Raw genomic sequence first — 12,418 nt, forward strand, 5'->3', positions numbered from 1 at the left:
ATACAAAATCCCCTCGGGAAGAAGGGCTTCTAAGAGAAGATTTAAATTCTTATCCACGGTGTCCTATCTAATTAGATTGCAAAAAAAACAATTTTCGGACAATCCCCCAAGTTTTCTACTTGATCCCATCTATACGCTAAATCTTATTAACCCGTTCTCTGATAAAACGTACTTAAGATTTATCGATTGTCCTTATGGCAATTTTAATATAAACACAAGCAAAAACGGAATGCCTTGCTTAGTTAGTCAGAAAAGCCGGCGACATGAGCGTCCTCTCCTGACGTGGTATTTTTAGCGTTTCTGCCAGGCTTTCCCATTGTTGTGTAGCTTTTTTTACATCCCGTACTATCTTACTCATTTCCGTATGGGTGAGATCAAAATACTCACCAACACTGAATGCCAGATCATAGTCCAGCGCATTGGATTCCAAATCAACATTTAAAGACAGTCCGGACTTTTCTATAGATGGATTTAAATCGTAGGCAGGCGCCAATCTCCAACCACCAACCGTCATTATAAATCCATGATTGCGCAGATGATCATCGGTATTGGATACTGTCATATTGAATACGATCCTTCGCCATAACTGATGCAAATCTTCTCTAATTGCGCAACTGGTGTTATGGATAAACTCTGCTAACTCCAGGTAACTGGGAGCATCCTCTTTGTTACCTTCCTCCGACCTGTTTGTCATCGTCATGGCAGAAGCAAAATGAATGCGGTCTTTCCCTTCCCTGTCAAACCTCTTTGTAAAAAAAGTACTATATGGCCCATATACTTTTTCAAGCCTGGATGGGGCCATTTGTATTCCCGCAACTACCGCCAGTTGATAGGTTAAATACTCAAAATCCGCATCAGATCCACCGACGGCTCCCTGCTGGTGGAAGGACCGGTAAAATTTGCCGCCGGTTCTCCTGGCCATTACTATTCCCATCTCGAACTAACGATCAACTAAACTTATTATACAAATTATACATATCATCCTTAACAATTAACTAACCTCCGCTTAATATGCGGCTAACAATAATGGCTGAATTTACATGCATATCCCTACCCTGGTTGCTATCCGGGAAAACCTCTTACCTATTGTTTGTTTTTCTTAACGTTGAATGATAAGGAAGGCGGTGAAAATCCCTTCCTTTTTTATTCCGGCTGCCAATCCCCTATCTTTACGTAATTTTTTTACTGAATACTATGGGAACATCAATTACCTGTCCCAGTTGCCGGCACCAATTTGTCATGGAGGATGCCTTTGCAGCGGATATCGAAAAAGAAATGCGTGGTAAAATGGAAGGTGAATGGCGTAAACGCCTGAAAGCCCTCCAGGAAGAAAAAGATACGCTCCAGTCGGAAAAAGACCGGATGACGCAGGAACGCCGTCAAATAGACCTGCTCAAACAACAACAGGAAGAAGAAGTCACCAAACGTGTACTGGCGGAGAAAAAACGACTACAGGAAAACCTGGAAGCCGAGTTACGCAAATCTATCACCGCCGATCTCGACAACCAGCTGGCAGTATTGAAAGAAGCCAACCTGGAACAGGAAGAAAAGCTAAAAGAAGCCAGGAAACACGAGCTCGAATTTCTGCGAAAGGAACAGGAACTAAAAGCCAGGGAACAGGAACTGGAAATAAACCTGCAAAAGAAACTGCTGGAAGCCCGCTCAGAACTGGCTGATAAAATACGCCGCGAAGAAGCAGAACGCAACGCGCTGAAAGATACCGAATACCATATGCGCTTAAAAGAGCTGGAAAAACAACTCGACGACCAGCGCAAACTCGCAGAAGAAATGAAGCGTAAAGCAGAACAAGGTTCTACTCAACTGCAAGGAGAAGCGCAGGAACTGGTATTAGAAGAAATGCTGCGCACTCATTTCCCCTTCGATGAAATTACGCCGGTGGGCAAAGGCGTGCGGGGCGCGGATTGTATCCAGCTGGTACGAAACCAATATGGCCAGGAATGTGGCCGCATCATCTACGAAAGTAAACGCACTAAAGAGTTTACCCGCGACTGGGTAGAAAAACTCAAAGCCGATATGCGCAGCCAGGGTGTGGAAGTAGCCATTCTCGTTACCCAAACCATGCCTAAAGACATGGAACGCTTTGGTGAAAAAGACGGCGTATGGATCTGTACTTTCGCCGAAGCCAAGGCACTCGCACACGTGCTGCGCGATGGCATCATCAAAATTTCCAGCAAACTCCGCTCCCAGGAAAACAAAGGCGATAAAATGCACATGCTCTATGAATACCTTACCGGTGGCGAGTTTGCCGAACAATGGAAAGCAATCCGGGAAGGATTTATGGCCATGAAACTATCTATTCAACGGGAACGCGACGCCATGGAAAAACTCTGGAAGGCCCGCGAAAAACAACTTGAAAAAGTATTGCTCAACGCCGCTCATATCAGGGGATCTATTGAAGGCATTGCCGGCAGCGATTCAGTAGATCTGCAATTGCTGGAAGATGCAGCGGATGAATTACTAGACTGATTCTAATTTTTAAAAACCATATCTCCATCTATGCGTCAAACTATCAGCACCATTATCTTTGACTTGGGCGCAGTATTGATAGACTGGAATCCGCGTCATCTCTATCGTAAAATTTTTTCTTCCGAAGAAGAAATGGAAGCCTTTCTGCGCGATGTTTGTACATCCGACTGGAATGAAGTGCAAGACGAAGGCAGAAGCCTTGAAGAAGGCACCAACCTGTTGATAAAAAGCTTTCCACAGCATGAAACCAATATCCGCGCCTACTACGGCAGATGGGAGGAAATGCTCGGCGGTGAAATAGAAGGCACCAAAAATATATTACAACAGCTGAAAGAAAGCGGACAATATAAATTGTATGCGCTCACCAACTGGTCTAACGAAACATTCCCCATTGCATGGGCCATCTATCCCTCGCTTCATTGGTTTGATGGCATCGTGGTATCCGGCAAAGAAAAAATACGCAAACCCGACCATGCATTCTATCAGTTGTTGCTCAACCGTTACCAGGTACCTGCAGCGCAAGCATTGTTTATCGATGATAACATACGCAACGTTATTGCTGCGCGTGAGTTTGGCATCGACAGCATTTTATTTGAAAATTCACATCAGTTAAAAAATGAATTAGAAAAAAGATCTATTATCGTTTAATGCACTTTATTAATAACTGAATTTGTTAGCCCTTCTTTCACTTTAAGATTTCATTAACACTCCACAGCTAAACTTCCTGTAACAATCAGCTATCTAAACCGTTCAAGAAAGGAATACAACGGAAACATGATTGTCAGGAATTCAAACCTGTTTGGATACATGAAGGTTAACCTTGTAGAATCTATTTTTAAATTTAATACGCTCGGACATGAAAAAAACATTGTTTTTATTCAGTGCCGCTGCCGTGGTGGTGGCGATGGTTTCATTCAGCAGTTGTCGGAAAGATCCTTTGAAAGACATGACCAATGAGGAGTCGCGGATCTATATTACCAATCACGATAGTACCGCCAACTTCAAAGCCTATTCAACTTTTAGCATAGTAGACTCGGTGGCGGTGTTGACACTGGCTGGCGACAGCGCTAAAAAAGCGCTGACTGATTACGACAAAAAACTGATTGCGTCTGTAACTGCTGCGATGCAGCAAAAAGGTTACACACTGGTGAGTAAAAATGCGAAACCAGACCTTGGCATTAATCTTACCCGCATCGACAATTCCTACAGCGCTATCTCCTGGAATCCAGGATGGTGGGGTGGATGGGGCTACTGGGACCCTGGTTATTGGGGCTACCCCGGTGGTGGTTGGTACTGGCCCTCTTATTACACGGTATACCGCGTAAATGAGAAACAGGTAGCCATCGATGCTTTCGATCTTAAAAATCCGAAAAACGACAAATTTGTTGCCGTGTGGAATTCCCTTTGGCGCGGTTCAGGTGTATGGAACATCGATAATATCGATTCCATGGTACAGGCTTCTTTCGCCCAATCACCGTACCTGACAAACAAATAATGTTGATCACGAACTTTTAAACTGACAGGAAGATGAAAAAGATAATAAACTGGATATTGGTTTTTGCAGGCTGTTTTACTGCCCAGGCAGTATCCGCGCAGGTTCGTCCACCTTTATCAGTGGATGTCAATTACTCCATTGCACAACCCCTTGGCTCGTTAAAGGATTATTCCGACAAAACCAGCTTCCGTGGCTGGAGCGCCGGGTTACAATATATGTTGAATAACCAGTGGTCCGTAGGCTTACGCTCCGGTTACCAGGATTTTTATGAGAAACTGCCACGCGCCGTATATCCTGACAAACAAGGTGATGTATCGGCTGTGCAAACACGCACGTTACAGGTAATTCCGATCCAGGCAACGGTAAGTTATGCTTTTACTAAACCTGAATCTGCCGTTATTCCATATGCAACAGTGGGCGTGGGTGCTGCCAGTATGAATTATGAAAAGTACTGGGGTGAGTTTGTGGAGAAGAATAATAGCTGGCAATTTTTGGTAAGCCCTGAAATTGGTATCAATGTGCCGTTTGGCAAGGCGTCGCCACTGATGTTTAACGCCAATGTGCGCTACAATTATGCACCGTACAAGTACAACGATATTACCAACTTCAACAGCGTACAAGGCAACATAGGATTGAAGTTCCACCTGAACTAACATCCGATTACCAATATACTGTGAGAAATGTGAGCGAGGGTCCCATCCGTTATTACAGCGGATGGGACATTTTTTTAGAACTCCATGTACTGCTTAAAGCCTTTACTGAAAGTCTCTTTGATAGTTCCGTCTTTATCTTTATAAATATAAATAGCTTCCAGTCCGTACTCCGGGTGCCTGTCAATAAACGCCATCCCCTTATCTACTCCCATTAATATTAACGGGTTATCGAAGGCATCGGCAGTAAAGCAATCTTTCGCAATCACCGTTACACTGATGATGTTATTGTGTAGAGCAATCCCTGTAAGCGGATGAATAGTATGCGCAAAGCGTGTACGTCCCAGGTCAAAAAAACGGCGGTAATTGCCACTGGTAGCTATCCCTTTATCGGGCAGTCTTACCAGCCCCTGCACAGGCTCGTAGGTGGTATCGCCGGGCGATGGTCTTTCTATTCCCACACTCCACACTTTATGCAGGTGATTATGTCCATGGGCGCATAACTCCCCTCCTACATCCACCAGGTAGTTTTCAATACCCAACGATGCCAGGAAGTGCCCGATTACATCTACGGTATATCCCTGTGCAATACCATTACAATCTATTTGTACGCCCTTCTTTATAGTATACAGCTCGTTCCCTTTTACCCGGAGATAACGGGAACCTACCAACGTCCGCGCAGCTTTAATACTGTCTGTTGGCGGAACGCCCTTAAAGCCCGGTTTAGTGACCCCAAATCCCCACAGGTATACCAATGGCTTCACGGTAATGTCAAACAGGCCGTTAGTTGCTTTATTCGTTGATAAAGCCTTTTCTATCACCGCCTTCATATGCGCATCCATCTGCACCCGGCCGGTTTCATTAAACTGGTTAATAACGGATCCCGGCTTGTACAGGGATAACGACTGATCAATAACATGAAAAATGGAATCAATGCGTGGTTGCAGGGAAGTGGTGTCGGCAGATAGATATTTCACAATGTAATAAGTGCCCTGCGCCTTTCCTTCACAGGCCATCAGTTTCATGGGCGATTGCTGCGCCTTTACGGCAGTGGCGCATAACAAGGCACCTGCCAGTAAAAATAATTTCGTCATGATATTTAAAGAGAAAGAGCAGCTACCAGCGCTGCTCTCTGTATCGATTGTTATTTAAATGCATCTAAACCGGTAACATCCATACCGGTGATCAGTAAATGTATTTCGTGGGTGCCTTCGTAAGTCATTACACTTTCCAGGTTCATCATGTGGCGCATCACGGAAAATTCGCCGGTAATACCCATGCCGCCCAGGATCGTGCGGGCATTGCGGGCAATGTTGGCAGCTATTTCACAGGAATTTCGTTTGGCCATGGAAATCTGTGCAGCCGTGGCTTTGCCCTCATTTTTTAACATACCTAAACGCCAGTTGAGCAATTGCGCTTTGGTGATTTCCGTTATCATCTCCGCCAGCTTTTTCTGGGTTAGCTGAAAACCACCTATGGGTCTGCCAAACTGTACCCGCTCTTTTGCGTAACGCAGTGCGGTATCATAGCAATCCATAGCAGCGCCTACCGCTCCCCAGGCAATACCATAGCGGGCAGAGGAAAGGCAGGTTAAAGGGCCTTTTAATCCTTTGGCGGCAGGTAAAATATTTTCTTTTGGTACCCGTACCTGGTCAAACACCAGTTCACCGGTAGCGCTGGCGCGCAAACTCCACTTTCCTTTTGTTTCTGGGGTCGAAAATCCTTCCATGCCTCTTTCCACGATCAGCCCACGAATTACGCCGGCTTCATCTTTGGCCCAAACTACTGCTATGTCTGCAAAAGGCGCATTGGAAATCCACATTTTAGCGCCATTCAATATTACATGATCACCATCTTCACGGAAATTGGTGAGCATACCGGCCGGATTAGAACCGTGGTCTGGTTCTGTTAAACCGAAACAGCCCATCATTTCGCCAGTGGCCAATTTGGGAAGATATTTCCGCTTCTGCGCTTCACTGCCAAAAGTAAAAATAGGGAACATCACCAGCGAACCCTGTACAGACGCGGTGGAACGAACCCCACTATCACCACGCTCCAATTCCTGCATCATTAAACCGTAGGAAATATAATCCATTCCACCGCCGCCATATTCCGCCGGAATAGTGGGACCAAAACAACCCAGTTCCCCCAATCCTTTTAATATCTGCGTGGGAAAAGTGGCGCGCTGACAATAATCTTCGATAATCGGAGATACTTCTTTTTTCACCCATTGCCTTACCGCATCGCGGGCTAACAAATGCTCTTCCTTCAACAACTCATCTACGCCAAAATAATCCGGTGACTGAAACAAATCTTGTTGCATGAACTACAGGTTTAGGATACTCAATGTAAGAAAATAAGTGGAAAGCGGGAATTTCGTACCTTTCCTTCAAAATCGGGAGTTATGGCAAGCAAAGTTCTACCTGCGCTGTTGCTATTGGGATTTTTAGTCATCGTGATGTTATCATTTCACCCCAGGCCATTACAATCAGCGGCGCTGAAAATATTTCCTCCAAAAGTAAATCCTGACGCCAGCTATGATCTAAAACGTTACTGGATGGTTTTCCTGGAAAGGGGCGCTCACCGGACCAATGATACTGCGCTGGCAGCACAGCTGCAGGAAGGGCATCTCCAAAATATCCGGCAGCTGGCCAATGCCGGGAAGTTATTGGTGGCAGGCCCTTTCGGTGATGATGGCGCTTTAAGGGGCATTTTTATCATGGATTGCAAAGACAGTGCAGAAGTCGTTTCCCTGGTCAGCCAGGACCCAGCGGTAAAAGCAGGACAGCTGAGTTTTAGTATAAGACCGTGGTGGACTGCTAAGAACTGTGTTTTTAAATAAAAAATTGGTATTCAGTCACCGTTATACACAACAACCAAATACCAATTTCCTTTAAAAAAATTTATGCCGCAGCTACCATTTTGTTCAGATAGCTAGCCATTTCTAGTTGGTATTGCCGGGCTACTTTCCTCGCATCGTCAGCGAAATCTTCTCCGTTACCGGCATAAATGATAGCGCGACTGGCATTCACCAGCAGGCCACAGTCTTTATTCATGGCTTGCAGGGAAATTTCTTCCAGGCTACCGCCCTGTGCTCCCACGCCTGGTACCAGGAAAAAGTTATCTGGCGCCAGTTTACGGATATATCCCAGCTGGGAAGAAGACTGCGTAGCACCTACCACAAACATCATGTTATCAGGAGTACCCCATTCCATGCAGGTTTTCAGTACTTTCTCAAATAAAAATCCGTCGCCAACGGGTTGCAGCTGGAAGTCCTGGCTGCCTTCATTGGAAGTTAATCCCAGTACAATCGCCCATTTTTCAGAAAACTGTAAAAACGGTTCTACACTGTCTCTTCCCATATAAGGCGCTACAGTCACCGCATCGAACTTGTAAGTTTCAAAAAATGTTTTGGCATACTGAGTGGAAGTATTACCAATATCTCCACGCTTGGCATCTGCGATGGTAAATATACCGGAAGGGATATATTCTACTGTGCGTTGCAAACTTTCCCAGCCACGGATGCCCATACTTTCATAAAAGGCGGTATTGATCTTATAAGACACACAAAGATCCTTTGTGGCGTCAATAATCGCCTTGTTAAAGGCAAACACCGGATCTGCATGAGAAAGCAGGTGTTTTGGAATCTTTTGTATGTCTGTATCCAATCCTACACAGAGGTAGGATTGCTTTTCCTTAATCAGATTCACCAATTCCTGTCGATTCATAGTCGGTTAATTTGGGGCGCAAAGTTAAGTAAAACTTAAGCATTGACGCTGCTTTAAACATATTATGATTACCTATTATTGAAAAACAACTTTAAATATTCACTGTGGTAGCTGTGGTTTACCGACAATGTTGGTTTTTTTTGAGGCAGATAAATTAAAGATATTTCTTTTTGTGATTATGATCATCAAGCGGAAAGATAAAATATTTTTTAATAGCAGAAAGCCCCAGGCAAAAAGCAGAAAGCTATTATAACAAATGATCTTGCCGATATTTAAAACTGCAGGGGTCATTCGCTATAATAGCTTTCTGCTTTTTGCTTTATGCTTTAAGCTAAACTATAATATCCACAATCTTGGTAGGCGCTACATTGGCATTGCGCATGGCAATACTACGGGCCGCGGTGCCGGCAACGTCCAGGAATGCTTTGCGGGTCGCTTTCTCTTCACCCATCATAGCAGGCACCCCGGCATCACCACCTTCGCGGATGCTTTGTACCAGCGGAATCTGGCCAAGGAATGGAATTTCCATTTCATCTGCCAGGTGTTTACCACCGTCTTTACCGAAAATATAATATTTGTTTTCCGGCAGCTCGGCAGGTGTGAAATAGGCCATATTTTCCACTAAACCAATGATAGGCACATTGATTTGTTGTCCCTGGAACATGGCAATACCTTTCTTCGCATCAGCCAGGGCCACGTCCTGTGGCGTGGTAACGATCACGGCACCGGTCACAGGCACAGTTTGCACCAGGGTCAGGTGAATATCACCTGTTCCGGGAGGCATGTCTATGATCAGGTAATCCAGTTCATCCCAGAATACATCGGTAATAAATTGCTTCAATGCACTGCTGGCCATAGGGCCACGCCATACAACGGCTTGCCTTTCATCGATCAGCAACCCAATAGACATTACTTTGATGCCGTATTTTTCTATCGGCTGAATCATGCCCTTACCATCCACATTCACCATCATTGGGCGCTCTCCACGCAAACCAAACATAATAGGCACGGATGGTCCGTAAATATCGGCGTCCATCAGCCCTACTTTTGCGCCATCCCTGCCCAAAGCCAGGGCCAGGTTGGCTGCTACGGTAGATTTACCCACGCCCCCTTTACCAGAAGCCACCACGATAATATTTTTCACCTTAGACAGGATACCCTGCCCCCCAGCTCTTTTGGTGTTTACATTGGCGGTCATGACAACTTCTACCTGCGCCTCCTTACTTACCAGCATATGAATCGCATTCACGCAGGCATTCCGGATCATATCTTTCAACGGACACGCCGGGGTAGTCAGCACCACGGTAAATTTCACTTTATTACCGTCAATCTCTATATCTTTTACCATGTTCAGCGTAACCAGATCTTTCCCCAGATCCGGCTCTTCTACGTTGCTCAGGGCCTTTAAAACCTGCTCTTTAGTGATCATAAATTGTTGTTAATTTTGAATCCAGGATACAAAGTTAACCCAATTGGGTTTTAATTTACAATTTCAATCTGGTGCAGCTGATCAACTGCATATAGACACGTAAATAAATTTTTATATCTTAGGACCGGCATGCATCAGAAAAGATCCTACATACTGTCACTTTTAGTTGTTTTCCTATTGTCTCCTTTCCTGCTGAAAGCGCAGATCGCGGAATTCAGAGACAGCGTTATACAGATTTCAGGTATTACCATGACTGCCGACAGCTTACGGGCCATTCCCGCTGTAAGTATTATGGTAAGAGGTCAGGGCAGAGGTACCATTTCCAATAGGAGCGGTATTTTCTCCATTGTGGTATTTAAAGGAGATACCCTCTCTTTCAGCGCCGTAGGCTTTAAACATAAAAATTACCGGGTACCACCCAACATCAAAGGCAATAGCTTCTCCCTGATACAACTAATGGTAGAAGATACCACTTATCTGCCGGTAACCATCATCAAACCTTATCTTTCCAGGGAAGAATTTGAACGGGCCTTCGCCAATATGGACATCCCCGATGATGCCTACGAAGTAGCCCGAAAAAATACCAGCAATGCCCGGTTAAGGGCCATGGCCCGTTTCCTGCCAGTCGATGGCAGGGAAGGCGTGAACCAGTATTTCAACAAACAGGCACAGAATCTCTACTATGCCGGTCAGCCCCCTCCACAAAATATCTTTAACCCGCTTGCCTGGGCCCAGTTTATACAGGCCTGGAAACGTGGCGACTTTAAAAGAAAAGATGAGAGTTACGGAGATTGATACGTAACCCCAATTTTCATTAAATTAGTGGCTTATTCATTTCTGACAAATCACTACACCATGCAAAAAATTGCGGTCATTGGCGCGGGTACCATGGGAAATGGTATTGCCCACGTATTTGCTCAACACGGCTACGCCGTAAACCTGATAGACGTTGCGGCCCCAGCACTCGAAAAAGCCCTGCAAACGATCACCAAAAACCTCGACAGGCAAGTTGCCAAGGGCACCATCCCCCCTGAGATCAAAGACCAGACTATCAGCCACATTACCCTGCACACCGATCTCGCCGCCGGCGTAAAAGACGTATCGCTGGTAGTAGAGGCAGCAACGGAAAACATTGCGCTGAAGCTGAAAATATTCCAGGACCTCGATCAGCACGCGCCCGCCGATGCAATCCTGGCCACCAACACGTCTTCTATCTCCATCACCAAAATTGCCGCAGTCACCAAACGTCCTGCCAAGGTAATAGGCATGCACTTTATGAATCCGGTGCCGGTAATGAAACTGGTAGAGATCATCAACGGATATGCTACCGATAAAGCTGTTACCAATGCGATTGTAGCCTTATCCGAAAAACTGGATAAAGTGCCCTGCGTGGTAAACGATTACCCCGGCTTTATTGCCAACCGCATTCTCATGCCTATGATCAACGAGGCGATCTGCTCCCTCTTTGAAGGAGTAGCGGGTGTTGCAGAAATTGATACGGTAATGAAACTGGGAATGGCACATCCCATGGGCCCTTTACAGCTGGCCGATTTCATAGGACTCGATGTTTGCCTCTCGATTTTGCAGGTACTGCACGATGGTTTTGGTAATCCTAAATATGCTCCTTGTCCACTGCTGGTGAATATGGTGACCGCAGGCTATCTCGGCGTAAAAAGCGGGGAAGGATTTTATAAATACACAGCCGGCAGTAAAGACCTGGTGGTAAGTGAGCGATTTGCGTAGCATTTCAGACTCATACAACGGGGAGCATCGTCATTCCCGTTGTATGTATATTATTTTTGCTCCAGTATATTATTCAGTTCTTCCATAGTGTGGGAATATTTCTTTTTATTCGGGTAAAACGACAATTTTTCTATTTTGGGTAGATACAACAGGGGACTTAAATCGTTGTCTGCTGTAGCAAAAAACCAAAATGTTCCACAATTCTTTCAACGCCGGAAGGCTTTTTAATCCTGACAAAGAAGGAACACTTCCCCATGTTATCTCCATCTGATTTATATTCTTATTCCCCTAAAATCTGCCGTTTCACTATAGTCCACTTTATATTTTTCCATCTACAGATAATTATTTTGTCAATACTGTAGCTACTTACTTTGACATCGGAGTAATCTTTACTACTCCTCCAGTATTAAATATCTTGTCATTAAACCTGGCAATATCGTCAGACCAATAATATTGTAGTAATGACTTATTCAGTGATGAATATCTTTCATCCGCTGATTGCATGCCTTTATGAAATTTCTTATCAAAAAAAGCCTTCAACAGTTTACCATTTTTTCCGGCAGAGGCGCTTTTCGTGTTCCAGGAAAAAACAGTATCCGTGATCTTAATTTCATTTGGATACAACTCAGCGTATAGATAGATAAAATCAATTTTATCTGTTGATGTAGGCCTTCTATCCAAACTCAAAATCCTGTCGTTATATACCTGTTCATTCCCAATATAGATCATAAAATCGCGGGTATTAAACATGTCATCAACAATATGAGTAGATATTTGAAGTTTTCTTGTTGCATCTTCATAAAAGAAAATGAGATGATTTTCCTCCAAAAATTGATTTATTGATGTCTTCAACGACTCTCTTGTCATTACAACATTTATCTGCATT

General features: G+C 44.6%; 13 protein-coding genes. 7 read left to right on the forward strand and 6 right to left on the reverse strand.

Features of this window, described 5'->3' with window-relative positions; translation table 11 throughout:
• Nucleotides 1-238 precede the first annotated feature (238 nt).
• On the reverse strand, nt 239-934 hold the full coding sequence (locus tag FHW36_RS21490; protein WP_145671780.1) for a type II toxin-antitoxin system HipA family toxin: 696 nt from the start codon (nt 932-934) through the stop codon (nt 239-241).
• A 260-nt stretch (nt 935-1,194) separates the two neighbouring features.
• Here FHW36_RS21490 and FHW36_RS21495 point away from each other — a divergent pair, with 260 nt between their 5' ends.
• The 4 genes from FHW36_RS21495 (at nt 1,195) to FHW36_RS21510 (ending at nt 4,635) form a co-directional block, all read left to right on the forward strand.
• Nucleotides 1,195-2,487, forward strand: a complete 1,293-nt coding sequence (locus FHW36_RS21495; RefSeq protein ID WP_145671785.1) for a DUF2130 domain-containing protein — start codon at nt 1,195-1,197, stop codon at nt 2,485-2,487.
• Nucleotides 2,488-2,517: 30 nt separating this feature from the next.
• Nucleotides 2,518-3,135, forward strand: a complete 618-nt coding sequence (locus FHW36_RS21500) for an HAD family hydrolase (protein WP_145671791.1) — start codon at nt 2,518-2,520, stop codon at nt 3,133-3,135.
• A 208-nt stretch (nt 3,136-3,343) separates the two neighbouring features.
• Complete coding sequence (locus tag FHW36_RS21505) at nt 3,344-3,982, forward strand: DUF4136 domain-containing protein (protein ID WP_145671796.1); 639 nt, start codon at nt 3,344-3,346, stop codon at nt 3,980-3,982.
• Between the two features lie 32 nt (nt 3,983-4,014).
• Entirely contained in the window at nt 4,015-4,635 is a 621-nt protein-coding gene (locus tag FHW36_RS21510; RefSeq protein ID WP_145671802.1) for an outer membrane beta-barrel protein, read from the forward strand.
• A gap of 74 nt (nt 4,636-4,709) precedes the next feature.
• Here the strand turns inward: FHW36_RS21510 and FHW36_RS21515 are convergent, their stop codons facing one another.
• Both FHW36_RS21515 and FHW36_RS21520 read right to left on the reverse strand, forming a co-directional pair.
• Nucleotides 4,710-5,726, reverse strand: coding sequence for an FAD:protein FMN transferase (locus FHW36_RS21515; protein ID WP_145671808.1), 1,017 nt, complete (start codon nt 5,724-5,726; stop codon nt 4,710-4,712).
• Between the two features lie 50 nt (nt 5,727-5,776).
• Nucleotides 5,777-6,955 carry an acyl-CoA dehydrogenase family protein gene (locus FHW36_RS21520; RefSeq protein ID WP_145671814.1) on the reverse strand — a complete coding sequence of 393 codons (1,179 nt, stop codon included), beginning with the start codon at nt 6,953-6,955 and terminating at the stop codon, nt 5,777-5,779.
• 81 nt (nt 6,956-7,036) lie between these two features.
• On the opposite strand from FHW36_RS21520, the gene FHW36_RS21525 reads away from it, so the two are divergent.
• Nucleotides 7,037-7,474 carry a YciI family protein gene (locus FHW36_RS21525; RefSeq protein ID WP_145671821.1) on the forward strand — a complete coding sequence of 146 codons (438 nt, stop codon included), beginning with the start codon at nt 7,037-7,039 and terminating at the stop codon, nt 7,472-7,474.
• A 61-nt stretch (nt 7,475-7,535) separates the two neighbouring features.
• Here the strand turns inward: FHW36_RS21525 and pyrF are convergent, their stop codons facing one another.
• Both pyrF and FHW36_RS21535 read right to left on the reverse strand, forming a co-directional pair.
• Nucleotides 7,536-8,360, reverse strand: a complete 825-nt coding sequence (pyrF, locus tag FHW36_RS21530; protein ID WP_145671827.1) for an orotidine-5'-phosphate decarboxylase — start codon at nt 8,358-8,360, stop codon at nt 7,536-7,538.
• Nucleotides 8,361-8,691: 331 nt separating this feature from the next.
• A complete protein-coding gene (locus FHW36_RS21535) occupies nt 8,692-9,789 on the reverse strand; it encodes an Mrp/NBP35 family ATP-binding protein (RefSeq protein ID WP_145671831.1) in 1,098 nt (365 codons plus the stop codon).
• A gap of 129 nt (nt 9,790-9,918) precedes the next feature.
• On the opposite strand from FHW36_RS21535, the gene FHW36_RS21540 reads away from it, so the two are divergent.
• Nucleotides 9,919-10,584: a carboxypeptidase-like regulatory domain-containing protein gene (locus FHW36_RS21540; protein ID WP_145671833.1), complete on the forward strand. Its 666-nt coding sequence runs from the start codon at nt 9,919-9,921 to the stop codon at nt 10,582-10,584.
• Nucleotides 10,585-10,644: 60 nt separating this feature from the next.
• Nucleotides 10,645-11,532, forward strand: a complete 888-nt coding sequence (locus FHW36_RS21545) for a 3-hydroxyacyl-CoA dehydrogenase family protein (RefSeq protein WP_145671838.1) — start codon at nt 10,645-10,647, stop codon at nt 11,530-11,532.
• A gap of 366 nt (nt 11,533-11,898) precedes the next feature.
• On the opposite strand, the gene FHW36_RS21550 is transcribed toward FHW36_RS21545, so the two are convergent.
• Entirely contained in the window at nt 11,899-12,417 is a 519-nt protein-coding gene (locus FHW36_RS21550; RefSeq protein WP_145671841.1) for a hypothetical protein, read from the reverse strand.
• Nucleotide 12,418 lies beyond the last annotated feature (1 nt).

Origin of the sequence: Chitinophaga polysaccharea, from assembly GCF_007829335.1 — a bacterium.
Taxonomy (GTDB): domain Bacteria; phylum Bacteroidota; class Bacteroidia; order Chitinophagales; family Chitinophagaceae; genus Chitinophaga; species Chitinophaga polysaccharea_B.